27 protein-coding genes are annotated in these 26,138 nt (G+C 59.6%); 13 read left to right on the plus strand and 14 right to left on the minus strand.

The window, feature by feature from the left end:
• Positions 1-18: 18 nt before the first annotated feature.
• The 5 genes from fkpB to murJ form a co-directional block, all read right to left on the minus strand.
• Positions 19-456 (minus strand): FKBP-type peptidyl-prolyl cis-trans isomerase, encoded by a 438-nt coding sequence (gene fkpB / locus PSH84_RS24290; RefSeq protein WP_030140281.1) that lies wholly within the window; start codon positions 454-456, stop codon positions 19-21.
• Positions 449-961, minus strand: a complete 513-nt coding sequence (gene lspA / locus PSH84_RS24295; RefSeq protein WP_305468557.1) for a signal peptidase II — start codon at positions 959-961, stop codon at positions 449-451. The genes fkpB and lspA overlap by 8 nt, the downstream gene beginning before the upstream one ends.
• Positions 954-3,785: an isoleucine--tRNA ligase gene (ileS, locus tag PSH84_RS24300; protein WP_305481924.1), complete on the minus strand. Its 2,832-nt coding sequence runs from the start codon at positions 3,783-3,785 to the stop codon at positions 954-956. The genes lspA and ileS overlap by 8 nt, the downstream gene beginning before the upstream one ends.
• A gap of 13 nt (positions 3,786-3,798) precedes the next feature.
• Complete coding sequence (gene ribF / locus PSH84_RS24305) at positions 3,799-4,737, minus strand: bifunctional riboflavin kinase/FAD synthetase (protein ID WP_053125376.1); 939 nt, start codon at positions 4,735-4,737, stop codon at positions 3,799-3,801.
• A gap of 129 nt (positions 4,738-4,866) precedes the next feature.
• Positions 4,867-6,405, minus strand: coding sequence for a murein biosynthesis integral membrane protein MurJ (gene murJ / locus PSH84_RS24310; RefSeq protein WP_305481925.1), 1,539 nt, complete (start codon positions 6,403-6,405; stop codon positions 4,867-4,869).
• Between the two features lie 254 nt (positions 6,406-6,659).
• Here murJ and rpsT point away from each other — a divergent pair, with 254 nt between their 5' ends.
• Positions 6,660-6,938 carry a 30S ribosomal protein S20 gene (gene rpsT / locus PSH84_RS24315; RefSeq protein WP_003185593.1) on the plus strand — a complete coding sequence of 93 codons (279 nt, stop codon included), beginning with the start codon at positions 6,660-6,662 and terminating at the stop codon, positions 6,936-6,938.
• Between the two features lie 575 nt (positions 6,939-7,513).
• On the opposite strand, the gene PSH84_RS24320 is transcribed toward rpsT, so the two are convergent.
• The 5 genes from PSH84_RS24320 to rplU form a co-directional block, all read right to left on the minus strand.
• Entirely contained in the window at positions 7,514-7,969 is a 456-nt protein-coding gene (locus PSH84_RS24320; protein ID WP_122564942.1) for a CreA family protein, read from the minus strand.
• A 9-nt stretch (positions 7,970-7,978) separates the two neighbouring features.
• Positions 7,979-9,097, minus strand: coding sequence for a glutamate 5-kinase (gene proB / locus PSH84_RS24325; RefSeq protein ID WP_122564943.1), 1,119 nt, complete (start codon positions 9,095-9,097; stop codon positions 7,979-7,981).
• Between the two features lie 325 nt (positions 9,098-9,422).
• A complete protein-coding gene (gene cgtA, locus PSH84_RS24330) occupies positions 9,423-10,646 on the minus strand; it encodes an Obg family GTPase CgtA (RefSeq protein WP_122564944.1) in 1,224 nt (407 codons plus the stop codon).
• Positions 10,647-10,836: 190 nt separating this feature from the next.
• A complete protein-coding gene (gene rpmA / locus PSH84_RS24335) occupies positions 10,837-11,094 on the minus strand; it encodes a 50S ribosomal protein L27 (RefSeq protein WP_003176049.1) in 258 nt (85 codons plus the stop codon).
• Positions 11,095-11,129: 35 nt separating this feature from the next.
• The gene (gene rplU, locus PSH84_RS24340) at positions 11,130-11,444 is read right to left on the minus strand and encodes a 50S ribosomal protein L21 (protein WP_003176051.1); all 315 of its coding nucleotides are present in this window, start codon (positions 11,442-11,444) and stop codon (positions 11,130-11,132) included.
• Between the two features lie 239 nt (positions 11,445-11,683).
• Here rplU and PSH84_RS24345 point away from each other — a divergent pair, with 239 nt between their 5' ends.
• From PSH84_RS24345 to PSH84_RS24355, 3 genes are all read left to right on the plus strand, one after another.
• Entirely contained in the window at positions 11,684-12,652 is a 969-nt protein-coding gene (locus PSH84_RS24345; protein ID WP_122564945.1) for a polyprenyl synthetase family protein, read from the plus strand.
• 223 nt (positions 12,653-12,875) lie between these two features.
• Positions 12,876-13,217 (plus strand): zinc ribbon domain-containing protein YjdM, encoded by a 342-nt coding sequence (locus tag PSH84_RS24350; protein WP_122564946.1) that lies wholly within the window; start codon positions 12,876-12,878, stop codon positions 13,215-13,217.
• A gap of 206 nt (positions 13,218-13,423) precedes the next feature.
• Positions 13,424-13,681: a PA4570 family protein gene (locus tag PSH84_RS24355; protein WP_003205743.1), complete on the plus strand. Its 258-nt coding sequence runs from the start codon at positions 13,424-13,426 to the stop codon at positions 13,679-13,681.
• 138 nt (positions 13,682-13,819) lie between these two features.
• On the opposite strand, the gene bamJ is transcribed toward PSH84_RS24355, so the two are convergent.
• From bamJ to PSH84_RS24375, 4 genes are all read right to left on the minus strand, one after another.
• On the minus strand, positions 13,820-14,437 hold the full coding sequence (bamJ, locus tag PSH84_RS24360; protein WP_122564948.1) for a BamJ family beta-barrel-assembly machinery protein: 618 nt from the start codon (positions 14,435-14,437) through the stop codon (positions 13,820-13,822).
• 203 nt (positions 14,438-14,640) lie between these two features.
• Positions 14,641-15,129, minus strand: a complete 489-nt coding sequence (locus tag PSH84_RS24365; RefSeq protein WP_047230159.1) for a TIGR00645 family protein — start codon at positions 15,127-15,129, stop codon at positions 14,641-14,643.
• A gap of 132 nt (positions 15,130-15,261) precedes the next feature.
• Positions 15,262-15,603, minus strand: a complete 342-nt coding sequence (locus PSH84_RS24370; protein WP_013694243.1) for a PA4575 family protein — start codon at positions 15,601-15,603, stop codon at positions 15,262-15,264.
• Between the two features lie 381 nt (positions 15,604-15,984).
• A complete protein-coding gene (locus PSH84_RS24375; RefSeq protein WP_060740549.1) occupies positions 15,985-18,423 on the minus strand; it encodes a Lon protease family protein in 2,439 nt (812 codons plus the stop codon).
• Positions 18,424-18,697: 274 nt separating this feature from the next.
• Here PSH84_RS24375 and PSH84_RS24380 point away from each other — a divergent pair, with 274 nt between their 5' ends.
• The 9 genes from PSH84_RS24380 (at position 18,698) to PSH84_RS24420 (ending at position 25,957) form a co-directional block, all read left to right on the plus strand.
• Positions 18,698-19,186 carry a DUF3015 domain-containing protein gene (locus tag PSH84_RS24380; RefSeq protein ID WP_122564949.1) on the plus strand — a complete coding sequence of 163 codons (489 nt, stop codon included), beginning with the start codon at positions 18,698-18,700 and terminating at the stop codon, positions 19,184-19,186.
• Positions 19,187-19,276: 90 nt separating this feature from the next.
• A complete protein-coding gene (locus tag PSH84_RS24385) occupies positions 19,277-21,130 on the plus strand; it encodes an Lnb N-terminal periplasmic domain-containing protein (RefSeq protein WP_122564950.1) in 1,854 nt (617 codons plus the stop codon).
• 102 nt (positions 21,131-21,232) lie between these two features.
• Positions 21,233-21,589 (plus strand): putative periplasmic lipoprotein, encoded by a 357-nt coding sequence (locus PSH84_RS24390; RefSeq protein WP_122564951.1) that lies wholly within the window; start codon positions 21,233-21,235, stop codon positions 21,587-21,589.
• 72 nt (positions 21,590-21,661) lie between these two features.
• Positions 21,662-22,153 carry a GreA/GreB family elongation factor gene (locus tag PSH84_RS24395; protein WP_305468564.1) on the plus strand — a complete coding sequence of 164 codons (492 nt, stop codon included), beginning with the start codon at positions 21,662-21,664 and terminating at the stop codon, positions 22,151-22,153.
• A gap of 486 nt (positions 22,154-22,639) precedes the next feature.
• Positions 22,640-22,798 (plus strand): hypothetical protein, encoded by a 159-nt coding sequence (locus PSH84_RS24400; protein WP_163006677.1) that lies wholly within the window; start codon positions 22,640-22,642, stop codon positions 22,796-22,798.
• 81 nt (positions 22,799-22,879) lie between these two features.
• Complete coding sequence (locus tag PSH84_RS24405) at positions 22,880-23,374, plus strand: hypothetical protein (RefSeq protein ID WP_305481927.1); 495 nt, start codon at positions 22,880-22,882, stop codon at positions 23,372-23,374.
• A 31-nt stretch (positions 23,375-23,405) separates the two neighbouring features.
• Positions 23,406-23,711 (plus strand): DUF4135 domain-containing protein, encoded by a 306-nt coding sequence (locus PSH84_RS24410; protein WP_305481929.1) that lies wholly within the window; start codon positions 23,406-23,408, stop codon positions 23,709-23,711.
• Complete coding sequence (gene lanM, locus PSH84_RS24415) at positions 23,668-25,155, plus strand: type 2 lanthipeptide synthetase LanM (protein WP_305481930.1); 1,488 nt, start codon at positions 23,668-23,670, stop codon at positions 25,153-25,155. Before PSH84_RS24410 ends, lanM begins: the two co-directional genes overlap by 44 nt.
• Positions 25,136-25,957, plus strand: coding sequence for a lanthionine synthetase LanC family protein (locus PSH84_RS24420; RefSeq protein WP_305481932.1), 822 nt, complete (start codon positions 25,136-25,138; stop codon positions 25,955-25,957). The genes lanM and PSH84_RS24420 overlap by 20 nt, the downstream gene beginning before the upstream one ends.
• Positions 25,958-26,138 lie beyond the last annotated feature (181 nt).

Here is a 26,138-nt window from a genome sequence, read left to right on the forward strand (position 1 = left end):
GAAGCTGCCCGTCAAACGTTAAACCGCCTTGACCTCAAGGATTTCCACTTCGAAGTTCAAGGTCTTGCCCGCCAACGGATGGTTGAAGTCCACGGTCACCTGGGCATCATCGAACGCCTTCACCACACCCGGCAGTTCGGTATTGGCCGCGTCGTTGAAGATCACCAGTAGGCCCTCGGACAGCTCCATGTCCTGGAACTGGGAGCGTGGCATGGTCTGCACGTTTTGCGGGTTGGGCTGACCAAAGGCGTTTTCCGGTGGCACGACCACGGTGCGCTTGTCCCCAGCCTTGAAACCGAAGATCGCCGCTTCGAAGCCTGGCAGCAGGTTGCCGTCACCGACCTTGAACACCGCCGGAGCCTTGTCGAAGGTGCTGTCGACGGTGTCACCGTTTTCCAGGTGCAGGGCGAAGTGAAGCTTCACTTCGGTGTTTTGAGCGATACGCTGCTCAGTCATGGACGGCTTCTCCGGTTTTCTTGCTCTTGAACATGTCCAGGGCGAGCATCACCGCGCCCACGCTGATGGCGCTGTCGGCAAAGTTGAACGCCGGGAAATACCAGCGGTTCTGCCAGTGCACCAGGATGAAATCAATGACGTGGCCCAGGGCGATGCGGTCATAGAGATTGCCCAAGGCGCCACCGAGCACCAAGGCCAGCGCCACGGCCAGCCAGGTCTCATTGCGCCCCAGGCGCTTGAGCCAGACCACCAGCACGGCACTGACCACAAGGGCAATCAGGGCGAACAGCCAGCGCTGCCAGCCGGAACTGTCGGCCAGGAAACTGAACGCTGCCCCGGTGTTGTAGGCCAGGGTCCAGCTGAAGTAATCAGGAATGATCACGATCTGCTGGTACAGGGTCAAAGAGCTTTCAAAGTAGAACTTGCTGGCCTGGTCGATGACCAGTACCAGCACGCTCAACCAGAGCCAGCCCAGCCGTCCGAAACGGCCCGCTGCGTTAGGCATAGTGGCGAACCTCGCCAGTGCCGCTGATGTTGTCGACGCAACGGCCACAGATTTCCGGATGCTCCGGGTTCACGCCGACGTCTTCGCGGCAGTGCCAGCAGCGGGCGCACTTGGTGTGGTTCGACTTGACGATCTTCAGCTTCAGGCCGCTGACTTCAGTGGTCACCGCATCGGCCGGCGCCTGCACGAAAGGTGCAACGCTGGCGGTGGAGGTGATCAGCACGAAGCGCAGCTCGTTGCCCAGCTTGGCCAGGTCGGCACTCAGGGCGTCTTCGGCGTAGAGGGTGACTTCGGCCTGGAGGTTGCCACCGACGGCCTTGGCCGCCCGCTGGATCTCCATTTCCTTGTTGACCGCAGCCTTGACCGCCATCACACGATCCCAATACGCACGGTCCAGCTCGAAGCCTTGCGGCAGTTCGGTCAGGCCTTCGTACCAGGTGTTGAGCATCACCGATTCGTTGCGCTCGCCCGGCAGGTACTGCCACAGCTCGTCGGCGGTGAACGCCAGGATAGGCGCGATCCAGCGCACCAGCGCCTCGCTGATGTGGAACAGCGCGGTCTGGCACGAACGACGGGCCTTGCTGTTGGCGCCAGTGGTGTACTGGCGGTCCTTGATGATGTCGAGGTAGAAACCACCGAGCTCCTGCACGCAGAAGTTGTGGATCTTGGAGTAGACGTTCCAGAAGCGGTATTCGCCGTAGTGTTCCTGCAATTCGCGTTGCAGCAGCAGGGTACGGTCCACGGCCCAACGGTCCAGCGCGAGCATTTCTTCAGCCGGCAGCAGGTCGGTGGCCGGGTTGAAGCCGGTCAGGTTGGAAAGCAGGAAGCGCGCGGTGTTACGGATCCGCCGGTAGGCGTCCGCGCTGCGCTGCAGGATCTGCTCGGAAACGGCCATCTCGCCGGAGTAGTCGGTGGAGGCCACCCACAGGCGCATGATGTCGGCGCCCAGGGTGTCGTTGACCTTCTGCGGCGCGATCACGTTGCCCAGGGACTTGGACATCTTGCGGCCAGATTCGTCGACGGTGAAGCCGTGGGTCAGCAGCTCACGGTACGGCGCGTGGTTGTCGATGGCGCAACCGGTCAGCAGCGAGGAGTGGAACCAGCCACGGTGCTGGTCCGAACCTTCCAGGTACAGGTCGGCGCGCGGGCCGGTCTCGTGGCCCATCGGGTGCGAGCCACGCAGTACGTGCCAATGGGTGGTGCCGGAATCGAACCAGACGTCCAGGGTGTCGCTGATCTTGTCGTACAACGGCGCTTCATCGCCCAACAGCTCAGCGGCATCGAGCTTGAACCAGGCTTCGATGCCTTCGGCTTCGACGCGCTTGGCCACGACTTCCATCAGTTCAACCGTGCGCGGGTGCAACTCGCCGCTTTCCTTGTTCAGGAAGAACGGGATCGGCACGCCCCAGTTGCGCTGGCGGGAGATGCACCAGTCCGGACGGTTGGCGATCATCGAGTGCAGGCGCGCCTGGCCCCAGGCTGGCACGAACTGGGTTTCTTCGATGGCCTTGAGCGAACGCTGGCGCAGGGTGTCGCCGCTGGTGGGCTGCTTGTCCATGCCGATGAACCACTGCGCGGTGGCGCGGTAGATCAGCGGGGTCTTGTGGCGCCAGCAGTGCATGTAGCTGTGTTCGATGACGGTGGTGTGCAGCAACGCGCCGACTTCGGTCAGCTTGTCGACGATGGCCGGGTTGGCTTTCCAGATGAACTGGCCGCCAAAGAACTCCAGCGACGGTACGCACACGCCATTGCTCTGCACCGGGTTGAGGATGTCGTCGTTGACCATGCCGTATTTCTTGCAGGTCACGAAGTCGTCGACGCCATAGGCCGGCGCGGAGTGAACCACGCCCGTGCCTGCGCCCAGTTCCACGTAGTCGGCCAGGTACACCGGCGACAGGCGGTCATAGAACGGATGACGGAAATTGATCAGCTCCAGCGCCGAACCCGGGGCGGTGGCGATCACCGAACCTTCGAGGTTGTAGCGGGCCAGGCAGGCTTCGACCAGCTCTTCGGCCAGCACCAGCAGCTTGTCGCCGACGTCGACCAGGGCGTAGTTGAATTCCGGGTGGACGTTCAGCGCCTGGTTGGCCGGGATGGTCCACGGGGTGGTGGTCCAGATCACGATCGACGCCGGCTTGGCCAGCTTGCCCAGGCCGAAAGCGGCGGCGAGCTTGTCTTCATCGGCGATCGGGAACGCGACGTCGATGGTCGAGGACTTCTTGTTCTCGTACTCGACTTCCGCCTCGGCCAGGGCCGAACCGCAATCGAAGCACCAGTTGACCGGCTTGAGGCCCTTGAACACGAAGCCGCCCTCGACGATTTTCGCCAGGGCACGGATTTCGCCGGCTTCGTTCTTGAAGTCCATGGTCTTGTACGGATTGGCGAAGTCGCCCAACACGCCGAGGCGGATGAACTCGGACTTCTGCCCTTCGATCTGCTCGGTGGCGTAGGCACGGCACAGCTCGCGGGTCTTGTCCGCGCCCAGGTTCTTGCCGTGGGTCACTTCGACTTTGTGCTCGATCGGCAGGCCATGGCAGTCCCAGCCCGGGACATACGGCGCATCAAAACCCGACAGGGTCTTGGAGCGGATGATCATGTCCTTGAGAATCTTGTTCAGCGCGTGACCGATGTGGATGGTGCCGTTGGCGTACGGAGGGCCGTCGTGCAGGACGAACTTCGGACGATCCTTGCCAATTTCGCGCAACTTTCCGTACAGGCCAATGCTGTCCCAACGCTGCAGAATCTGTGGTTCGCGCTGAGGCAGGCCGGCCTTCATTGGGAAGGCGGTGTCCGGAAGGTTTAGCGTGGCTTTATAGTCGGTCATTTAAGGCTCTTCATTAGCGATTGGCGCTGGTTGCGACAAGGGCACGGGCGGCGGCGATATCTGCATGGATCGCCGTCTTGAGCGCCTCCAGAGAGGCAAAACGCTGCTCTTCACGCAGCTTATGGTGGAAAACCACCGTCAAACGCCGGTCATACAGATCGCCGGCAAAATCCAGAACATGTACTTCAAGGTGGGCCTTGCCATCGCCCTGGACCGTGGGTCGCACGCCGATGTTGGCGACACCGGGCCAGGTCTTGCCGTCGATCTCGACACTCACCAGGAACACCCCGGTCAGCGGCACACGACGACGCTTGAGCTGCACGTTGGCCGTCGGCGTGCCCAATTGGCGCGCCAGTTTCTGCCCGTGCAGGATCCGCCCGGCAATCCGGTACGGCCGGCCGAGCAAGCGCTCGGCCAATTCGAAGTCGGCCGCCGCCAGGGCATTGCGGACCTGGGTGCTGCTGACGCGCAAGCCGTCCATCTCGACGGTCTGCGCCGCTTCGACGGTGAACCCTTGGGCGATACCGGCCTGTTGCAGGTAATCGAAATCCCCGGACCGGTCGCAACCGAAACGGAAATCATCGCCGACTTCCAGATGCTTCACATCGAGACCGTCCACCAGGATGGTATCGACGAACTCGGCGGCGCTGAGCTTGCTCAGGCGCTGGTTGAAGGCCAGGCACAGGACCCTGTCGACGCCTTCGGCGGCCAGCAATTGCAGCTTGTCCCGCAAGCGGGCCAGACGGGCCGGAGCGGTGTCCGGGGCGAAAAATTCCCGCGGCTGCGGCTCGAAAATCACCACGCAGCTGGGCACGCCCAACTCCAGCGCACGCTCGCGCAGTCGCGCCAGGATAGCCTGGTGGCCACGGTGAACACCGTCAAAGTTGCCAATAGTGGCGACACAGCCCCGATGCTGGGGGCGCAGGTTGTGGAGGCCTCGAACCAGCTGCATAACGCGCTTCTTGCTCATAAAGTGGCCGATTATAACCACACCCGGCGGCCGACGACAGGCAACACCGCACCCCAAAGTGATCGAACCGACAAAACCGCTGCCCGGCCCGGGATTATCAAGGTCCCGTCCTCAGCCCAAGGCCTTGCGATTGAAGTCGCGCAGACGGAACCCCATCAGCAGCAACATGCCGAAATACGCCACCACACCGGCCACCACCAGCGCGCCCAGGCGAAGGAAACGCTCGAGCATCTGCCCTTCGCCCCAGGCCGGCATGAAATGCATCGCCCCCAGCAACACCGCCGACATCACAGCCACAGCGACCAGCAGCTTGAGGCCGAACTTGCCCCAGCCCGGCTGCGGTTGATACATCTTCTGCTTGCGCAACTGGTAAAACAGCAACCCGGCGTTGAGGCAGGCGCCGGCGCTGATCGCCAAGGCCAGGCCGGCGTGGGCCAACGGGCCGATGAGCAGCAGGTTGAACAACTGGGTCATCACCAAGGTGAAAATGGCGATCTTCACTGGCGTTCGAATGTTCTGTTGGGCGTAGAACCCTGGCGCCAGCACCTTGATCACAATGATCCCGAGCAAGCCCACCGAATAAGCGATCAGTGCCCGCTGGGTCATCAAGGCATCGAAGGCATTGAATTGGCCGTACTGGAACAGCGAGACCGTCAGCGGCTCGGCGAGAATCCCCAGCGCCAGGGCGCACGGCAACACCAGCACGAAACACAGGCGCAGACCCCAATCGAGAATCCGCGAGTATTCGTGGCGGTCCTGGCTGGCGTAGGTCTTGGCCAGGGTTGGCAGCAGGATCGTGCCCAGGGCCACGCCCAGCACGCCGGACGGCAATTCCATCAGGCGGTCGGCGTAGTACATCCACGACACCGAGCCGGCCACCAGGAACGAGGCAAAGATGGTGTTGATGATCAGGGAAATCTGGCTCACCGACACCCCCAGGATCGCCGGCAGCATCTGCTTCATCACCCGCCACACGCCGCTGTCGCGCAGGTTCAACCGTGGCAGCACCAGCATGCCGATCTTTTTCAAGTGCGGCAGTTGATAGAGCAACTGCGCCAGGCCACCCACCAGCACCGCCCAGCCCAGGGCCATCACCGGCGGGTCGAAGTACGGTGTCAGGAACACGGCGAAAACGATCATGCTGACGTTGAGCAGGGTCGGCACAAAGGCCGGCACGGAAAAGCGGTTCCAGGTATTGAGGATCGCCCCGGCCAGGGACGACAGAGAAATCAGCAATATATAAGGAAAGGTTACTCGCAGCAGGTCGGAGGTGAGCTGGAATTTTTCCGGGGTGTCGGTGAAGCCCGGCGCGGTGGCCCAGATCACCCATGGCGCGGCAAGCATGCCGGCGGCCGTGACCAGCGCCAGCACCAAGGTCAGCAGACCGGTGACGTAGGCAATGAATGTGCGGGTCGCCTCGTCGCCTTTCTGGCTTTTATATTCCGCCAGGATCGGCACGAAGGCCTGGGAGAAGGCCCCTTCGGCAAAGATCCGTCGCAACAGGTTGGGCAGCTTGAAGGCGATGAAGAAGGCGTCCGTCGCCATCCCGGCACCGAATATCCGTGCGATAAGCGTATCGCGAACGAACCCCAGGATGCGGGAAAGCATCGTGATAGAGCTGACGGCGGCCAACGATTTGAGCAGATTCATGAAAAGAGTTTTTGCCTGTCGATAAACAGCAGGCGAACAACGCGCCCACTTGTGCGATACTCCGCGCCGCTAAACAGTGCAGAGCCAAAGCCCGCGAGTTTACAGGTCGCACGCCGGAAAGAAATCCTTCGGTGCGCAGCACCTGCCATTCAGCGGAACGCGTCACCCGCCCTTGACAAGACTTCAACTCATCGGCATGATTCGCGGCCTATTTTGTTTGCTATTTCCCAAAAAGTCTTTCGAGGAGCTCGACGGTGGCCAACACACCTTCCGCCAAAAAACGTGCAAAACAGGCTGAGAAGCGTCGCAGCCACAACGCCAGCCTGCGTTCCATGGTCCGTACCTACATCAAGAACGTAGTTAAGGCCATCGACGCAAAAGACGCTGAAAAAGCTCAAGCTGCTTACGTTCTGGCTGTGCCAGTTATCGACCGTATGGCCGATAAAGGCATCATCCACAAGAACAAGGCTGCTCGCCATAAGAGCCGTTTGAATGGCCACGTAAAGGCCCTGAACGTTGCCGCTGCTGCCTAAGCGACGCGCTCGTTAAAAAACCGACCTCAGGGTCGGTTTTTTATTGCCTGCGATTTACCCCTAACCAGCTCCCTCCCACACTGGATATTCAGCGGGCATGAATTTTGTGCCCACCATAAATCCCCCTGTGGGAGCGAGCTTGCTCGCGATAGCGGTGGGTCAGACGATGGAGATGGCGACTGCACTGCCGTCATCGCGAGCAAGCTCGCTCCCACACTGGATATTCAGCGGAAATGAATTTTGTGCCCACCATAAATCCCCTCTGTGGGAGCGAGCTTGCTCGCGATAGCGGTGGGTCAGACGATGGAGATGGCGACTGCATTGCCGTCATCGCGAGCAAGCTCGCTCCCACACTGGATATTCAGCGGGCATAAATTTCCGTACCCACCCTAATTCCCCTGTGGGAGCGAGCTTGCTCGCGATAGCGGTGGGCCAGATGATGGAGATGGCGACTGCATTGCCGTCATCGCGAGCAAGCTCGCTCCCACACCTGGATCTGTCGATCTGACCATTGGCATAACAACATCCATGGAGATTAAAAAAGCGAGCCGATCGGCCCGCCCGTCATTCGACAGTTAACGCCAAGGCAAGATCGGAATGGCCGTCACCGCATTCTGCGGACTGCCCTCGATCACGCGATCGCTGTAGACCAGGTACACCAGCGTATTGCGTTTCTTGTCGAGGAACCGCACCACCTGCATGGTCTTGAACACCAACGAAGTGCGCTCGCGGAACACCTCTTCGCCGTCCTTGAGCTCCCCCTTGAAGCTGATGGGCCCGACCTGGCGACAGGCGATGGACGCCTCGGCGCGATCCTCGGCCAGACCCAGACCGCCTTTTACACCGCCGGTCTTGGCCCGCGACAGGTAACAGGTCACGCCCTCCACCTTGGGATCGTCGAACGCCTCGACCACAATCCGGTCATTGGGCCCGACGAACTTGAACACGGTCGACACCTGGCCGATTTCCTCGGCCGAAGCCAACAGCGGCACTGCCAGCAGCAAGCCGATCAATCCTTTTGCCAAACCCATGATTTTTCCTTAGACGAGGATAAGGTTGTCACGGTGGACCAGTTCGGGCTCCGCCATGTAACCCAACAGACCAACAATCGCATCAGACGACTGACCAATGATTTTCTGCGCTTCCAGCGCGCTGTAGTTGGCCAGGCCACGGGCGATCTCGCGACCGTCCGGCGCCACGCACACCACCATTTCGCCCCGACGGAAACTGCCCTGGACCAGCTTCACGCCCACCGGCAGCAGGCTCTTGTTGCCTTGGGACAAGGCCGACACGGCGCCAGCGTCCAGCACCAGAGTGCCACGGGTTTGCAGGTGCCCGGCCAGCCACTGCTTGCGCGCCGCCAGCATGCCGCGTTCCGGGGAGAGCAAAGTGCCAATGCGTTCGCCCGACTTCAGACGATCCAACACCCGCTCCAGCCGACCGCCGACAATGATGGTGTGAGCTCCGGAGCGCGCCGCCAAACGGGCGGCACGCAATTTGGTCTGCATGCCGCCACGGCCCAGCGCACCGCCCGTGCCGCCCGCCACCGCATCCAGCGCCGGATCGTCGGCACGGGCTTCATAGATCAGCTTCGCATCGGGGTTATTGCGCGGATCGGCGTTGAACATGCCGTCGCGATCCGTGAGGATCACCAGCAGGTCCGCCTCCACCAGGTTCGCCACCAGCGCGGCCAGGGTGTCGTTGTCGCCGAAACGGATCTCGTCGGTGACCACCGTATCGTTCTCGTTGATCACCGGGATGACTTTCAGCTCGACCAACGCCCGCAAGGTACTGCGGGCATTGAGGTAACGCTTGCGGTCGGACAGGTCGTCGTGGGTCAGCAGGATCTGCGCCGTATGGCGACCGTGCTCGGCAAAGCTTGATTCCCAAGCCTGCACCAGGCCCATCTGGCCGATGGCGGCAGCGGCCTGCAACTCGTGCATCGCGCTGGGTCGCGACGTCCAGCCCAGGCGGCTCATACCGGCAGCCACAGCGCCGGAAGAGACCAATACCAGCTCGACGCCAGCCTCATGCAAGGCCACCATCTGCTCGACCCACACCGCCATTGCCTGGCGATCCAGGCCCTTGCCATCCGCTGTCAGCAGTGCGCTACCGATCTTCACGACCCAGCGCTGCGCACCCGTCACCTTGCTCCGCATCATCTTCAACCTTTGCCAGCGGACGACGCGACCCAGCGCCGCCCATGGGATTATTCGTATTTGCGTTTTACAGATACCAAAACGCCGCTCGAATGAGCGGCGCCTTGGAAACCGGCTTGCCGGCGATGATAACACTGCGCAGGACCAGTTAAACCCGTCCCCAAGAATCCTTGAGGGAGTGAGCCTGTGGGAGCAAAGCTTGCTCGCGATGGCCTCGTCACATCCAACACCTTTGCTGGCTGCAAACCGCTATCGCGAGCAAGCTTTGCTCCCACGGATTCGCTCACATAGGTCCTGGCTTCAGCTGAGCGGCATCAGCACACGATCAGTCGCGAACGTAGATGATTTCCGGACCGTCTTCGTCATCCACATCTTCCTCATCCCAATCGTCGTCACCGATGTCATGGACCGACTTCACGCCACTGCGACGCAGGGCACGCTGATCGTCCAGCGCCTGCAACTGGGCACGGGCCTCGTCTTCGATGCGCTGGTCAAGCTCGGCCAGTTCTTCCTTGTAGGCCGGATCGTTGGCCAGGCGATCAGCGCGATCTTCCAGGTAACGCATGATGTCGTGGCACAGGCGCTCGGTGTTTTCCTTGGCGATGGCCGAGATCACATAGACCGGACCTTCCCACTCCAGGCGGTCGACGATTTCCTTGACCCGCTCCTCATGCTCTTCTTCGAGGATCTGGTCGCACTTGTTCAGCACCAGCCAGCGATCACGCTCGGCCAGGGCCGGGCTGAACTTGGTCAGCTCATTGACAATGACTTCGGCGGCATCAGCGGCATCGGTTTCATCCAGCGGCGCCATGTCGACGAGGTGCAGCAACAGACGGGTGCGAGACAAATGCTTGAGGAAACGAATCCCCAGGCCCGCGCCCTCGGAAGCGCCTTCGATCAACCCTGGAATGTCGGCGATCACGAAACTCTTCCAGCGGTCGACGCTGACCACGCCCAGGTTCGGCACCAGGGTGGTAAACGGGTAATCAGCCACTTTCGGCTTGGCCGCCGACACCGAGCGAATGAAGGTGCTTTTACCGGCGTTCGGCAGACCCAGCAGACCCACGTCAGCCAGCACTTTCATTTCCAGCTTCAGGTCGCGCTGCTCGCCGGGCTTGCCTGGCGTGGTCTGGCGCGGCGCACGGTTGGTACTGGATTTGAAACGGGTGTTGCCCAGGCCGTGCCAGCCGCCATGGGCGACCAGCAGACGCTGGCCAGCCTTGGTCAGGTCGCCAATCACTTCCTGGGTGGCGGAATCGATCACCGTGGTGCCGACTGGCACACGCAGGATCAGGTCTTCGCCCTTCTTGCCGGTGCAGTCGGTGCTGCCACCGTTGGAGCCACGCTCGGCATCGAAGTGCCGGGTGTAACGGTAGTCCACCAAGGTGTTGAGGTTTTCGTCGGCGAGCATGTAGATCGAGCCACCGTCGCCCCCGTCACCACCGTTCGGACCACCGTTTTCAATGAACTTTTCCCGACGGAAACTCATGCAGCCATTGCCGCCGTCACCGGCCTTCACTCGAATCGATACTTCATCAACAAACTTCATGACACACGCCTCTCGCCATACGGACGAGCCAAAAAAACAAGACATAAGACTCTTGCAAAAATGAGCGCAGCGACCTGATGACACGCCCCAACCGCAGCGCCGACAGCCCATACAAACAGTTTTGCAAGAGACTCACCCCACAAACGAAAAAGCCCCGTCGCAAGACAGGGCTTTTCCAGCGATCTCGCAATTAAGCTGCGACAACGCTCACGTAACGGCGGTTGAACGCGCCCTTTACTTCAAACTTGATCACGCCTTCGATTTTCGCGAAGAGGGTGTGATCCTTACCCATGCCAACACCGTAACCGGCGTGGAATTGGGTGCCGCGCTGACGCACGATGATGTTGCCCGGAATGATTTTCTGGCCGCCATACATCTTCACGCCAAGGCGTTTGGCTTCTGAGTCGCGACCGTTACGGGTACTACCACCAGCTTTTTTGTGTGCCATGAGTTCAATTCTCCTAGTGAGGAATTAGGCTGAAATTAAGCCTGAATACCGGTGATTTTGATCTCGGTGTACCACTGGCGGTGGCCCATACGCTTCATGTGGTGCTTACGACGACGGAACTTGATGATGCGGACTTTATCGTGACGACCTTGGGAGATCACTTCAGCCACAACGGTAGCGCCAGCAACGACTGGAGCGCCGATATTCACGTCATCGCCATTGGCGACCAACAGAACGCGATCAAAAGTCACGGATTCGCCGGTAGCGATTTCCAGTTTTTCGATCTTCAGGTATTCACCTGGGGCGACCTTGTATTGCTTGCCACCAGTAACAATTACTGCGTACGACATGGTATTTCTCCGATAATCCTGCTCACCCAGCGCTTTATAAGAAGAGGTATTGGCTGGCATGGCTGCATGGGCTGGAAGGCCCGGATGCAATTGCGTAAGGCAGGTGCTGCCCAGGAAGTTCAGGGTGCGCGATTGTACGCAAGCCGCAACAGCCTTGCAAGTAGCCGTCCATCGCGCCTTGACAGGCCTGGGTGGGGGTCCTAGCATGCCGCGCAACCCTTCTGGAGCACCTGTCGCTGATGCAACCCCAAGCTTTCTACCGCGCGGTGGCGGACGATTTTAGCGCCGTCGACGGCATCATCAAGAAGCAGCTGACTTCCCGAGTGCCACTGGTATCGAAAATCGGCGACTACATCACGTCGGCCGGTGGTAAACGCCTGCGTCCTTTATTGGTGCTGTTGTGTGGCAAGGCCCTGGGTCGTGAAGGCGACGACATGCGCCTGCTGGCCGCCACCATCGAATTCCTGCACACCGCGACCCTGCTGCACGACGACGTGGTCGACATGTCCGGCATGCGCCGTGGCCGCTCGACCGCCAATGCCATGTGGGGCAATGCCCCCAGCGTGCTGGTGGGTGACTTCCTGTATTCGCGCTCGTTCGAAATGATGGTCGAACTGGGCTCGATGCCGGTGATGAAGATCCTGTCCCAGGCCACGCGCATCATCGCCGAAGGCGAAGTGCTGCAGTTGTCCAAGGTGCGCGATGCCAGCACCACCGAAGAAACCTACATGGAAGTCATCCGCGGCAAGACCGCGATGCTCTTCGAAGCCTCGACCCACAGCGCCGCAGCCCTGGCCGGCGCCAGCGCCGAGCAGAGCGAAGCGCTGCGCACCTTCGGCGACCACCTGGGCGTGGCCTTCCAGTTGGTGGACGACCTACTCGACTACAAGGGCGACGCCGAGACCCTGGGCAAGAACGTCGGTGACGACCTGGCCGAAGGCAAGCCGACCCTGCCGCTGATCTACACCATGCGCGAAGGCACGCCGGAACAGGCAGCACTGGTGCGCCAGGCGATCCAGAAAGGCGGGATCGAAGACCTGGAAAGCATCCGTGTCGCGGTCGAAGCCTCCGGCTCGCTGGAGTACACCGCGAACCTGGCCCGCGACTACGTCGCCCGCGCGATCAAATGCCTCGATGCCCTGCCGGCCAGCGAGTACCGCGATGCGCTGGTGGAGTTGAGCGAGTTTGCGGTGGCCCGTACTCACTGATCCACAAGGGCTTTTTGTGGGAGCAAGGCTTGTGTGGAAGCAAGGCTTGCCCGCAAAACCGGCGACTCGGTTTCTGAAGGACCGCATCGTCGCCATCGCGGGCAAGCCTTGCTCCCACAAATCCCCTCGCCATAGGATCTCCGAACGCAGTACCGTCCCTCTTTCGCAACAAAACCCTATATAATGTGCGCCCTTTTGCCCTCCTGATACCCAAGGAACCTTAGTGAGCACGTTGCCTCCCTGCCCAAAATGCAATTCCGAATACACTTACGAAGACGGCACCCAACTGGTCTGCCCGGAGTGTGCCCACGAATGGTCCGCCAGCGGCGAAGTTGAAGTGGCGTCCGATGACACCGTGAAGAAAGATTCGGTCGGCAACGTCCTGCAGGACGGCGACACCATCACCGTGATCAAGGACCTCAAGGTCAAGGGCACGTCGCTGGTGGTCAAGGTCGGCACCAAGGTCAAGAACATCCGCCTGTGCGATGGCGACCACGACATCGACTGCAAGATCGACGGCATCGGCCCGATGAAACTCAAATCCGAGTTCGTCAGAAAAGTCTGATTCTGCTGTATTCCATCCCATGCCTCCCGCGTGGGATGGAGCTTCACCCTCCCCGCTTCAGCCCCACTTCCCGGGCGCCAATCAAGTCTCAGCCATCCTGAGCTACCACAACCCATCGTCAGAAAAACAATCGCAACGCCAATAGAGACTTGCTATTTAGCGAATAAGAATTATTCTCATCGAACCCCATCAAGGAGATGAGAACCATGACTTATTTGATCGATGCCTGGCTGGACCGCCCACATCCCTACCTCAGGATCCTGCATCGGGAAACCGGGGAAGTCTGTGCAGTGCTTGAAGAAGAAGCCTTGAACGAGCTGCAGGACCAAGGAGACCTGGACCTCAACAGCCTCAATTCCAGTGAGCCGCTGGTGCTCAAGGAACTGGTGCGCAATCTGTTCCTGTTTTGCTATGCCCGGGCGTTGCGCCCTACGGGGGATTTCAGCGGCAGGTTTCACGGATGAGCACAAATAACCTGTGGGAGCGAGCTCGCTCGCGATGGCGGTCAATCAGTCGACATTTTCGTTACTGACACACCGCCATCGCGAGCAAGCTCGCTCCCACAGTTTTTGTCCGGTGGTAAAACCGGACAGGACAGGGTCTTACAGTACGTCCAACAGCTCGACGTCAAACACCAGCACGCTGTGCGGTGGAATGCTGCCAACGCCTTGAGCGCCGTAAGCCAGTTCGCTCGGCACGTAGAGGCGCCATTTGCTGCCGGCATTCATCAGTTGCAGTGCTTCGGTCCAGCCTGGGATCACGCCGCCTACCGGGAATTCAGCTGGCTGGCCGCGATCGTAGGAGCTGTCGAACACAGTGCCGTCGATCAGGGTGCCGTGGTAGTGGGTACGTACCTGGTCTTCACGGGTCGGCTTGGCGCCTTCACCCTGGGTCAGCACTTCGAATTGCAGGCCGGAAGCCAGGGTGGTGATGCCGTCACGCTTGGCGTTTTCCGCCAGGAACGCACGGCCTTCGCCAGCAGCGGCTTCAGCCTTGGCGGCGGCTTCCGCTTGCATGATTTCACGAATGACCTTGAAGCTGGCGGACATCTCGTCCTGGCCCACGCGGCTTGGCTTGCCGGCGAACGCGTCGGTCAGGCCGGCCAGGATCGCGTCCAGGCTGACACCCGGTGGTGGGTTGTCGCGCAGTTGGTCGCCCAACTGACGGCCAATGCCGTAGCTGACGCGGGTTTCGTCGGTGGACAGGTTAACTTCGGACATGATGCTGCTCCGCTGTGCGGACGGCTCGAGAGTTGCCGTGCGTGACACAGCGCCTCCCGGAGCGCCCGGAACCAAAAGGGCGAGCAGACTAGCACAGATGCCACGGCGGGTGACGAGCCCTCACGTCAAAGCAACCCGCCAGAAACGACAACGCCCGCCTGCAGTTCGCCAGGCGGGCGTTGCGCCAGTGCGATGAACGGGCCTCAGTGCTTGGTCAGCTTGTCCAGGTAACCCATGGCAAAGGCCGAGACCACGAAGGTCATGTGGATGATCACGTACCACATCAGGTGCTCGGGATCGACGTTCTTGGCGTCCATGAAGATGCGCAGCAGGTGGATGGAGGAAATGGCCACGATCGAGGCGGCGACTTTCATCTTCAGCGATGAAGAGTCCATGGTGCCCAGCCAGTTGAGCTTTTCCTTGTCGGAGTCGATGTCCAGTTGCGAAACGAAGTTCTCGTAGCCGGAAATCATCACCATCACCAGCAAGCCGCCCACCAGCGCCATGTCGATCAGCGACAGCAGTACCAGGATCAGCTCGGACTCGGCCATGGCAAACACATTGGGGATGATGTGAAAGACTTCCTGGAAGAATTTCAGTGCCAAGGCCAGCAGGCCCAAGGACAGCCCGAAGTAGATCGGCGCCAGCAGCCAACGGGAGGCGTACATTGCGTTTTCGATAAAGCGTTCCATTGAATCTCACACCTGGGCTGAAAAATCGCGGCGAGTATATCAGCCACGACCTGCCCCACAAATGCCGGGGCCATCCCTGGCCCCCGCTCATGTGTCAAAATTTTTCCGCAAGTATCCATACGGTGATGGCTTTCAATGCAGCGGACGAAACTCGAAGCCGCCGACATTGCGACAACGGCCTCCATTGATTTCACGCAGTTGGGCCTGCATGTGCAAGGACCAGATCTGCGGGTCGTCGGCCAGCTCATAGCCGTGCAGGGTCAGGCTTTGCACAATGGTATCGAGGATGGATTCGGCGGCAGTCGGGCCGGGAAATGGCCCTTGCGCCTTGATGGCGGAGGGTTGTTCGCCAGCCATTCCGGCGGCGAAGAGCAAGGTCCACATACCGGTATCTCCCGCCAGGGGGCGGATGGCGCATTCGATACGGGTGACAAGGCCCAGGCATTGACGAGTGAGGCAAAGGTTGCGCGACATGGCGGCGCCCCTCGGTAGATCCGGTATTCAGCCTCGGGAGGAGGCTGTTTCGATCCAATGATGACTCTCGTTATCCTTGAGCTGAGGATAGAAGAAAAGTTCCGGCCCCACGGGTTTCCGAGACCAGAATACGCCGAGCGGTCATAGTGTGAATATTGACGCCAAAGTGGTGGCACTTTTTAGCATTAATCCACAAAACATTGATTGTGAGAGCAAGCCTGTGGGAGTAAAGCTTGCTCGCGATGGGGTTGTCACATGCAACACTTCTGTTGATTGGATAACCGTTATCGCGAGCAAGCTTTGCTCCCACAGGCTGTTTTCCCATAGGCTGTTTTGCCGCAGGCCCGCTCCTACAGGGGGCTTGCGGCGGTCAGAAAAACATCAAGCCGGCTTGGCCTCCGCCAAGGCTTGCTGCGCCAGTTCCTTTTCCGCTTCCTTGATGTCGTCTTCGCTGATCATTTCCGCGATTACCCGCAGCCGTTCCACCACCCGGGCGTTGACGCTGCCCTCCGGGAACTCGCCGTTTTCATCCGGCTCGCCGGCAGGCTCGCCCACCAGCAGGCTCAGGGCTTCGTCGGCCTGGCGCACCGCGTAGACGTGAAACTGCCCGGCGCGAACGGCGGCCAGCACTTTCTCGTCAAGCATCAGGGTCGCGACGTTGGCCTGGGGAATGATCGCCCCCTGCTCACCGGTCAACCCGCGGGCTTCGCAGAGACGGAAAAAGCCTTCGATCTTCTCGTTGACCCCGCCCACCGCCTGCACTTCGCCGAACTGGTTGATCGAGCCGGTGATGGCAAAGCACTGCTTCAACGGCGTCTTCGACAGGGCCGAGATCAGCGTACACGCCTCGCCCAGGGACGCACTGTCACCATCCACGTAACCGTAGGATTGTTCCAGGGCGATGCTGGCCGAGATCGCCAGCGGGAACTCCTGGGCATAACGACTGCCCAGGTAACCGGTGAGGATCATCACGCCCTTGGAGTGGATCGGTTGGCCAAGGTTGACCTCGCGCTCGATGTCGACGATGCCACTGCCGCCCGGGTACACCGTGGCGGAAATCCGCGCCGGCACGCCAAACGCCGAGTCGCCGACCTCCAGCACTGTCAGCCCGTTGCACTTGCCCACGGCCGCGCCAGCGGTGTCGATCAGGATGATCCCCGCCAGCATGTCGTCGAGGATTCGCGCCGAGACACGCCCGGTACGGGTGGCCTTGGCCTTGAGGGCACGCTCGATGTGGCCGGCGTCGGTCATCTCGTCACCGGCCAGTTGGCGAATGAAATCCGCCTCACTGACCAGCTGGAACAAGTCGCCGATACGCGCCGACAAGCGTCCCTGGTGCTCGGCCAGCCGGGCGCTGTAGGTCGCCAGGCGCGCCACCGCGTCGGCGGTCAGCGGTGCCATGCCCTCTTCCGAAGTGCGGGTCTTGAGCAACTGGGCGAACTGCTCCAGGCTCTCGTCGCCCATCGGGATGTCTTCATCGAAATCCACCAGCACGCGAAACATTTCCTGGAAGTCCGGGTCCAGGTCCTGCAAGGCGTAATAGAGCTGGCGGGCGCCGATGATCACGACCTTGACCTGCAACGGGATGTGTTGCGGCGTCAGGGTCACCGTGGCCAGGCGTCCCAGCTCACCCAGGGGCGATTCCATCTTCAGCTTGCGCGATTGCAGGGCGCGCTTGAGCGCATCCCATACGAACGGTTCGCCGAGCATTTTTTCCGCTTCAAGGATCAGGAAGCCACCATTGGCCCGGTGCAAGGCACCCGGACGCAACTGCCGGTACGTGGTGTAGAGCGCGCCCTGGTCGGTGCTGTATTCAATCCGGCCGAACAGGTTGTCGTAGGTCGGGTGCGGCTCGAACACCACCGGTGCGCCACCACTGGATGGATGCCCGACCACCAGGCTCGGCGCGTACTGCTCTTCCAGCAGTTTGCGGGCGATGGCGTCGGTCTTGCTGTCGTCCACCAGTTGCTCGACCACGGTCTTGAGCAGATAGACCTGCATGGCTTGCAGGTAGCCACAGACCGCGGCGTTCTCCGCGTACTTTTCCGACAGCGGCGCCAGCAACGGTTGCAGGGCCAGGGTGATGGTTTCTTCGTTGAGCTGGCGCAGCTGGTTGCTGGACTCGCGCTTCCATTGCGGCAGGCTGGCGAGCTCTTCGTTCAAGCGCTCTTCCAGGCCGGAGATGTCCTCGTGGAAACGCTCGCGCTCGGCTTCCGGCAACTGGGCGAATTCCGCCTCGTCCAGGGCCTTGCCTTCGCTCATCGGCGTGAAGGCGATGTTGCTGCTGTCACGGTACAGCGCGACATCCTTCTCCAGCGCCAGGCGCTCGATCACATCCAGGGCCCGGTCGTAGCGCTGGTTGAAGGCGCGGTCGATGGCGCTTTTTTTCTGCTGGTAGGACGGGTGCTCGAACACCGCCGGGAAGGTCGCCAGCAGGTTGTCGATCAAACCGTTGATGTCACCGATAAACGCACCGGCGGTGCCGGACGGCAGCTCCAGGGCACGGGGTTCGCGAGGTTCATCGAAATTATTGACGTAGACCCAGTCCGCCGGGGTCTGCAGGCGTTTGCCTTCGGCCTTGAGATAACGTTTGACGAACGAAAACCGGCCGGTGCCGGGCTCGCCCATGACAAAGACGTTGTAACCGGGGCGCGGCATGGCCACGCCGAACTGCAAGGCTTCGACCGCACGTTCCTGGCCAAGCACACCGCGGAAGGGCTCCAGATCATTGGTGGTAGAGAAGCTGAACTGTTCAGCGGAAAACGGACGGGTCAGCGCTTCGGGCGCTAGACGCAAGCTGGCAGCAACAGGATCAGGCATCGGGCTTCCTTACATCAGGCGGGGCAGATAGCGGCATTCTGGCGCTGCCTGTACCTGACTGGCAAGGAGCGCCTCAGGCCAAAGCATAGTCAATGGGAAAACCCCGGGCGGGGCCCCGTAAATAGACGATCCCCCGTAATGTTTTTGCAAAATGTCACGGAACCCTCGGATCGTGCCTAAACTCCAAATTGCGCGGCTGGAACAATAACCGGCCCACTGGCAGCTGTACGGGCCAGACCCTGTCCATTGGTATGCACATAAAGAGAACATAGCTATGAAACGGATTCTTCTCGGTACTCTCTTCACCGCTGTATCCCTCAACGCCATGGCTCAGGCGCCGGGCGGCCCGGATTGCGGCTGGGGCAACATGCTGTTCGAAGGTCAGCGTGGCACTCCGGCACACTTCCTGGCATCCACCACCAACGGCACTTCCGGTAACGCGACCTTCGGCATGACCTCCGGCACCAACGGGTGCTCGACCAACGCGGCACTGACCTACGGTGGCAAGTCCTGGCTGGCCATGAATGGCATGATGAACGAGCTGTCCGAAGACATGGCCAAGGGTCAGGGCGAAGCGCTGACCACCTATGCCGTGGTACTGGGTGTAGCGCCGGAAGATCGCGCACACTTCTCCGCCGTTACCCACGAGCACTTCCAGCAGATCTTCAGCAAGGCTGACGTGACGGCGGAAGATGTGCATACCAACACCCTGGCCGTGCTGAAAAGCGACCCTCGCCTGGCCAAGTACGCGCCTCAAGCTTAAGCTCGACAGCACTCGCTCCTCTCGGGGAGCGGGTTTTCTTTTTGGGGCCCCCTCGGTCTTTATTTTTTTCGACTCTCCAAGTAGCCGACTATGCTCAAACGCCTTGCCTGGCTGGCGCTCTGTGTGTGCGCCCCACTGTCCGCCGCGCCTCATGTCGACCCTCAACGTTTGCAGCAACTGGCCAATGACCGATTCTGGATCTCCCTGGGCCACTACGAAACCGCCAAGCTGGGTGGCTGGCGCAGCTATATCAGCGACAAAAAATTCTTCCTCGCCTCCGACGGCAACGAACATCCTGACCGTGAACTGACCGCCACGCTGCAAGCCTTGTATGGCCCGGCCAGCGCCGGCCAGCAACATGCCCAGTGCGTGTACCCGGCGCGCACCCGCTGGCTGAAGGCGCAGCTCAACCTGACGGACCTGCCGGCGGTCAATTGCAGCGACTTCACCCAGTGGTTCAAGGACGTGTCGCCCCACAGCGCGGTGATGATTTTCCCCGCCGCGTACCTCAACAGCCCATCCTCGATGTTCGGCCACACCCTGTTGCGCATCGACCAGGCCGATGTGCAAAGCGACAAGACCGCCCTGCTCAGCTACGCGATCAACTTCGGCGCCTACATCGAAGGTTCCGACAACAGCATCCTCTATGCCTGGAAGGGTCTGATGGGAGGCTATCCCGGCCTGTTCGCCCTGGTGCCGTACCAGGAAAAACTCTCCGAGTACCGTAGCCTGGAGAACCGCGACCTGTGGGAATACCGCCTCAACCTGAGCCAGGCGGAAACCGAACGCATGGTTGAGCACGTCTGGGAACTCAAGCAGATCCAGTTCGACTATTTCTTCTTCGACGAAAACTGCTCCTATCGCCTGCTCGAATTGCTGCAAGTGGCACGCCCCGGCCTGCGCCTGACCGAACAATTCCCGCTGACGGCGATTCCCACCGACACCGTCAAGGCGGTGAAAGAAGCCGGCCTGGTGGAAAGCATTCAATATCGACCGTCCCGGGAACGGGAACTGCTCAGCCGCGCCGAACCGCTCAGCGATGATGAACAGCAATGGGTACTGAACGTCAGCGCCGATCAGCAGCAACTGCAAACACCGGCATTCAAGGCGCTGCCGCGCGAACGCCAGGCGCTGATCATCGACGCGGCGTATCGCCTGGAGCGCTATCGGGCCAACGGCCAGGAACGCGAGCCACAACGGGCCCAGCGCAGCTTCGAGCTGTTGCGGGCGATCAACCAGAACCCCCCACCGGAACTCGACATCCCGCAACCGGGCCTGCCCGAGGACGGTCACCAATCGCGCACCTGGCAGGCCGGCCTCGGCACGCGGGGCGATCGGGCGTTCGGCGAATATGGCTTGCGCATGGCCTATCACGACCTCAACGACAACGCCGAAAGTTTCCCGCTGGGGGCACAGATCGAAATCCTGCAATTGAAACTGCGCCAGTACGAAGGCAATGACTGGCAAGTGCAGCAACTGGACCTGGCGACCATTCGCTCCCTGACCCCACGCAACGAGCTGCTGCAACCACTGTCCTGGCAGGTCACCGGCGGCCTGGAGCGGGTGCCGGGCAAACACGACGATGAAACCTTGGTCAGCCACGTCAACGGCGGTGCCGGTGGTACCTGGGCGCTGGGCGAAGATGTGCTGGGCTTTGCCCTGGGCACGGTGAGGGTCGAACACAACAACGACTTCGCCCAGTTCATCGCCCCGGCCGCCGGCTTCAACAGCGGCGTGCTGTGGAAAAACCCGCTAGGCAACTTGAGCCTGGAAGCCAAGGGCGATTATTTCGTCAACGGCGAAGTGCGCCGTAGCCTGAGCCTGAATCAGCAGTGGGAATTGTCCCGCAACCTCGGCCTGCGCCTGAGCGCCCAGCGGGAATTCAGCCAATTGGCCTCACCGGAGAACGAGGTGATGCTCGAGGTGAAGTGGTACCACTACTGACAATGGCCTGCGCAACCAACGGATTGATCACCGCGCTTTCACGCCTTTCTGACGAATCCACTTCTAGACTTGTTGTAGGCGGGATTCGTCAGGAAAACGGAAATGAAACGCGCGGTGATGGCACTGGGTGTGTTGATGTTGCTCGGTGGCTGTGAAACCACCCACGAAGACTTGATCGCCCGGGGTTACCCACCGGCGTTCGCCGACGGCTATGACGATGGTTGCAGCAGTGGCCGGCAGGCCGCCGGGGTGATCACCGGTCAATTCAGGAAAGACGTGCCACGTTACCTCAAGGACCCGCGCTACGCCGAAGGCTGGAGCGATGGCTTCCGGCAGTGCCAGGCCATGCGCGAGAGCGAAGAGCGTAATGCCTATCGCGAACGTCATTGGGACGAACGTGAGCGGGCCTGGCAGCAACAGAAAGACCAGGACGCCGCCCGGGCTTATCGCTCGCCGTGAGTCGCCTACAGACATTTATCGAAACCAAAACCCTGCGACCATGGCCCAAACTCCAATAGAGGAGCAAATGCCATGAGTCGCGCCTTCGTCAACGAAGACAACGCCGCTGCCCAGGCCGACCAGCCGGTCGAACGCCAGGTCAGCGCGCAACCCAATTACGTCACGCCCACCGGGCTTGCCCAGCTCCAGGCCCGGGTCGCCGATTTGCAGGCCCTGCGCAGCCAGCAGGCGGCCCGCGGAGATCTGGCGGACAAACAACGGATCGCCGACCTTGAACGGGATCTGCGCTATTTCAAGCAGCGCCTGCAAAGCGCCCAAATCGTTGCACCGACGTCGTCCGATCAAGTGCGGATCGGGCACTGGGTGACCTTTGTTGATGAACAGGATCATGAGCAACGGGTGCAATTGGTGGGTGAAGACCAGGCCGATGCGGCCAGTGGCTTGATCAACTGGGGCTCGCCGCTGGGGCGGGCGTTATTGGGGGCGAAGGTTGGAGATGAAGTGATATGGAAGCGACCAGTGGGGGATCTCGCCATTGAGGTCGTTACGATAGATCTCCAATAATGTTGCCGACTTCTTTAAGCATGATTAAAGCCTCCAACATTAAAACCCGACAACAATCTGTTACTTGCCTGTAGCCATATGTAACCGCAACATGAGGTCATAACAACAAGTTTGCGCCAAATCAGGACCATGCTACTGTTTTTCTCGCACCGCCATCGGTGCACTGTAAAAACAAAAAGGAGATATACAATGAGCGAACAGATAATGGCAATGTCAGGTGACTTTGACGGCGACTTCAAGTCCTACCAACAGATAAACAACCTCGGTATCGAGTCAGCAGCACGGACCATTGTCGAGTGCGGTAGCCAAAACTACACTGCTCTTTTATGCTAAATCCTTCTCCAGCAAAATAGACCTGCGCAACAGGTCCTTGATACTCCCTAATCCCACCTATAAAACAACTTCACCAACATCCTACAGTTCGGATGCGTTTGCTTGCACCCAATGGGCTGTACTTGATGTTTGATAACTGATGAGGAAAACACCATGAGCGAACAGATCCTGAACATGTCCGGCGACTTCTACAGCGAATTCGACGCTTATCAAGCGCCCGCCAACAACCTGGGGTCGATCCTGGCAACGACAATGGAATGCAACACCTTTGGAACGTGCACCAATGTTGAATGCTCGACACTCGGTTGCTAAGCCCTTCAACTGATAAAAACAGGCAACACCTATAACCATAGAGCAGGCAACGCCTGCTCTATCCATGTCTGGAGCGACAGCATGCTTGTTAACGCTTTGAAGTTGAATCAGCGAGGCCGGTACAGATTCACTTCCGACGGCGACATCGCCCTTTTTGAAAACAACCTGACCCGCCTGCATGCTGATGATCAGGCCTTGCTGGATCATTTCGGGCTGACCAGGGACCAACTGGCGTCGTACGCCAACGAACCCATCAGCCCCCCGTGCCTACCTGTCGACGGTGAAACCATCTTGATGGCGCTGAAGGAAAAGCTCACTCGGCTTGACAGCCTTCACGTCGATACAGAGGCCTTGAGCGGCAACGACAATTTTTATTGGTTTGGCTACCGTTTTTTTCTTTATTTCGTCGACATGTTCAAGGCGGATGAGCGCTACGTCGGCGCGTCATTGCACATTGATGAAACCGCCCTGCTGGCAAGCCTTGAAAGCTATGTCCTGGCCCGAGTCGGACGCACCTCGGAACAAAGCCTGGTCCATTATCTGAATACGCGGATCGCCGACGGGCGACGACATTGATCTGGGCGGGTTCAACGAACACCTGCGCACATTGCCGTTGCTGAAATTTTTCGAATCCTATCCCGTGCTGGCGACACTGCTGCTGGATTTGCTGGAAGACACCCTCAACTATCTTTATGCCGTCATTCTCGATTTCGCCGACGATGTTGAGGCGTTGGAAACGGAGTTCTCGATCCCGTCTCGGAAAATCGAGGCGATCGAGTTCGGCCTGGGTGACCCCCATGGTCGTGGCGAAACAGTCTGCCTGGTTAAGGTCTGCGCACTTTCATTGGTCTACAAGCCAAGAGCAAGCCGTGAAGCACTTTTTTTTCAATCAACTGCTTGGACAACTACGTGAGGGGACAGGCGACGATTGTTTTGCCATCCACGCGCCAAGAATCCTCAGCCGAGAGCGACACAGTTGGATAGAAAAGGTCGAGAACACGCCTTGTGCCAGCGCAGCGGATGTGGCGCTGTTCTATAAAAAAATGGGCGCACAAATCGCCGTCATCCATGCACTCAACGGCATCGACTTCCATTACGAGAACATCATTGCGTGTGGCAACAACCCGGTCATGATTGACCTGGAGTGTTTGTTCACCGCGTCCACCAGTGACCTGCTACTCGACCTGCCTGCCGATTGTGCACTGTCCAATACCTTTAAATTGATCCAGCAGTCAGTATGCTCCAGCGGTTTTGTGCCTTTTTCACAAAAATCCAATAACGACCAGAGCGGACTGACCCGGCAAGAGTTATTCATTTCTACCCGCCACTCTCTGGTTTTCGAAAATGGCTTTTACCACTTGCGTAAAGTCGAGTTCGAACACCTCCTGGTGCAAAAGCATTTGCCGCTTTTTCAGGGTGAGCGCAAGGGACATGAAACTTATAAATCCGAACTTGTCCACGGCTTTGAATACGCTTATGGCGAATTGATGACGCATCGGCACACGATTATGCAGATGCTTGAACAATCCGCAGGCGAGCTATCGACCCGCGTATTGTTCAAAAACTCTCAACGTTATGCGGACTTTATCGGGCTGAGCCGCCATCCACGCTTCATGAAAAACATGCTGGACCGAGAGCTTCTGCTTGCAACTCTGTGGAAAGACTTGCAAGAACCCTATCGGGAAAAGGGCATCCCGCGTTATGAAATAGCCGACCTGCAAAGGTCCAGCATTCCGTGTTTCACCATGCCGCTCAACTCCAACTCTTTGATGAGCGCACAAGGTGAAACAATAGACATGACGAAAGTACAACCCCCGATAAAAGGCTGCTTACAGAAAATAGCCAATCTGTCTGCAGCCGACAGGGCATTACAACTCACACTGCTCGAAATGTGTTTGTATCCAGAGGCAAATGAACAGCCGTCATCACGTGCCTCCCTGAAAAATGCGTCCCAAGTGGATCGACTCGATGCAATACTCGGCATCAGCTCCCGCCTCGAAGCGCTTGCGACCAAGGGAACGGCAACAGACGTCAGTTGGCTGGCGTTTCATACGCACCCCACGACCCACAGAAAATACCCCTCGCCAATGGACCACGGCCTGTACTCCGGTATCGCCGGGATTGGGTTGTTTTACCTGAGCCTGTTCAAGGTGAGCGGCAAACCGCACTTGTTGTCACTTCTGGATCAGGTACTGGCCTCACTGGAGCAACATTTTGGCTTCTTCAAAGCCGACCTGACCGTCAGTGCGTACCATGGCCTGGGTTCTTATCTCTATCTACTCATCAATCGTCGCCAGATAACGGGCGATCCGAAACACAACGAAAAAAATTGCCGACTTGCTGACCCAACTGATTGAAGTACCGCCTGAACACTACGATTTCGACTTCCTGGGCGGTTGTTGTGGTGCGGTGACGCTGCTGGCCAATATCCATGGGTTATCCGCGCAAGCGGATGTGCTGCCGGCCATTCGGCGCATGGTCGCTTACATAAAGGACCAGATCCTGGTTGAAGACGGCCAGCTTCTGCGACGCGATGACCGCTCCGTCATGTTGACGGGCCTGTCCCATGGTCTCTCCGGCGTCATCCATGCGTTGTGCAAAGCCTATGACGTGACCGACGATAGGGCGCTGGTGCCCTTGGCCATCCAGGTACTGGAGGCTGAAAATCGCTTGAGCCGGGAGGGTTTCTGGCTGGATCTGAGAGACCTGGGCCCTGTCGACCACGCCACCAAGTGGTGTCACGGAGACGGTGGCATCCTCATCGCCAGGCGCCAACTCATGACGTCGATGGGCGATGCCTTGGACGAAACCACCCGGCAGACGGTGCTCAACGACATTCAGCGCTGCGAGAACAACCTCTGGCAGCATGGCTTGGGTGACGGCTATAACCTTTGCCATGGCGATTTCGGCAATCTGATCTGCCTGTATGACTTGTATCGGCACGCCGATAACCCCGAGGGCATCAGCAGGGTCAAACAGGCCCTCGGCGAAGTCGCCCGGCAGTTTTTCGAAGGCCCCTTTCTCAACAGCGATCGGGTGCCCGACGTCAGCCTGCTGACTGGTATTACGGGCGCAGGTTATGCCTTGCTGTATGAGATCGATCCAACGATCCCCAACATACTCTCGCTCGATTTTGCCATGCCCGCTCAAGTGGGCTAACAGTCACTGTGGGAGCCTGCAAGAACTGCGGGAGCGAGCTTGCTCGCGATGGCGGCTTCACATTCGACATCTCTGCTGGCTGTTCCAGCGCTATCGCGAGCAAGCTCGCTCCCACAGGGAATTTGCGCCGGCCATAAAAAAACGGAGCCTTTCGAAGGCTCCGTTTTTTTGCAACCGACCG

Origin of the sequence: Pseudomonas beijingensis, assembly GCF_030687295.1 — a bacterium.
Lineage (GTDB): Bacteria > Pseudomonadota > Gammaproteobacteria > Pseudomonadales > Pseudomonadaceae > Aquipseudomonas > Aquipseudomonas beijingensis.

What these genes read in the sequence shown, in the direction of transcription:
- fkpB (WP_030140281.1), bottom strand. Translation starts at nt 456, where the DNA reads ATGACTGAGCAGCGTATCGCTCAAAACACCGAAGTGAAGCTTCACTTC.
- lspA (WP_305468557.1), bottom strand. Translation starts at nt 961, where the DNA reads ATGCCTAACGCAGCGGGCCGTTTCGGACGGCTGGGCTGGCTCTGGTTG.
- ileS (WP_305481924.1), bottom strand. Translation starts at nt 3,785, where the DNA reads ATGACCGACTATAAAGCCACGCTAAACCTTCCGGACACCGCCTTCCCA.
- ribF (WP_053125376.1), bottom strand. Translation starts at nt 4,737, where the DNA reads ATGCAGCTGGTTCGAGGCCTCCACAACCTGCGCCCCCAGCATCGGGGC.
- murJ (WP_305481925.1), bottom strand. Translation starts at nt 6,405, where the DNA reads ATGAATCTGCTCAAATCGTTGGCCGCCGTCAGCTCTATCACGATGCTT.
- PSH84_RS24320 (WP_122564942.1), bottom strand. Translation starts at nt 7,969, where the DNA reads ATGGGTTTGGCAAAAGGATTGATCGGCTTGCTGCTGGCAGTGCCGCTG.
- proB (WP_122564943.1), bottom strand. Translation starts at nt 9,097, where the DNA reads ATGCGGAGCAAGGTGACGGGTGCGCAGCGCTGGGTCGTGAAGATCGGT.
- cgtA (WP_122564944.1), bottom strand. Translation starts at nt 10,646, where the DNA reads ATGAAGTTTGTTGATGAAGTATCGATTCGAGTGAAGGCCGGTGACGGC.
- rpmA (WP_003176049.1), bottom strand. Translation starts at nt 11,094, where the DNA reads ATGGCACACAAAAAAGCTGGTGGTAGTACCCGTAACGGTCGCGACTCA.
- rplU (WP_003176051.1), bottom strand. Translation starts at nt 11,444, where the DNA reads ATGTCGTACGCAGTAATTGTTACTGGTGGCAAGCAATACAAGGTCGCC.
- PSH84_RS24345 (WP_122564945.1), top strand. Translation starts at nt 11,684, where the DNA reads ATGCAACCCCAAGCTTTCTACCGCGCGGTGGCGGACGATTTTAGCGCC.
- PSH84_RS24355 (WP_003205743.1), top strand. Translation starts at nt 13,424, where the DNA reads ATGACTTATTTGATCGATGCCTGGCTGGACCGCCCACATCCCTACCTC.
- bamJ (WP_122564948.1), bottom strand. Translation starts at nt 14,437, where the DNA reads ATGTCCGAAGTTAACCTGTCCACCGACGAAACCCGCGTCAGCTACGGC.
- PSH84_RS24365 (WP_047230159.1), bottom strand. Translation starts at nt 15,129, where the DNA reads ATGGAACGCTTTATCGAAAACGCAATGTACGCCTCCCGTTGGCTGCTG.
- PSH84_RS24370 (WP_013694243.1), bottom strand. Translation starts at nt 15,603, where the DNA reads ATGTCGCGCAACCTTTGCCTCACTCGTCAATGCCTGGGCCTTGTCACC.
- PSH84_RS24375 (WP_060740549.1), bottom strand. Translation starts at nt 18,423, where the DNA reads ATGCCTGATCCTGTTGCTGCCAGCTTGCGTCTAGCGCCCGAAGCGCTG.
- PSH84_RS24380 (WP_122564949.1), top strand. Translation starts at nt 18,698, where the DNA reads ATGAAACGGATTCTTCTCGGTACTCTCTTCACCGCTGTATCCCTCAAC.
- PSH84_RS24385 (WP_122564950.1), top strand. Translation starts at nt 19,277, where the DNA reads ATGCTCAAACGCCTTGCCTGGCTGGCGCTCTGTGTGTGCGCCCCACTG.
- PSH84_RS24390 (WP_122564951.1), top strand. Translation starts at nt 21,233, where the DNA reads ATGAAACGCGCGGTGATGGCACTGGGTGTGTTGATGTTGCTCGGTGGC.
- PSH84_RS24395 (WP_305468564.1), top strand. Translation starts at nt 21,662, where the DNA reads ATGAGTCGCGCCTTCGTCAACGAAGACAACGCCGCTGCCCAGGCCGAC.
- PSH84_RS24400 (WP_163006677.1), top strand. Translation starts at nt 22,640, where the DNA reads ATGAGCGAACAGATCCTGAACATGTCCGGCGACTTCTACAGCGAATTC.
- PSH84_RS24405 (WP_305481927.1), top strand. Translation starts at nt 22,880, where the DNA reads ATGCTTGTTAACGCTTTGAAGTTGAATCAGCGAGGCCGGTACAGATTC.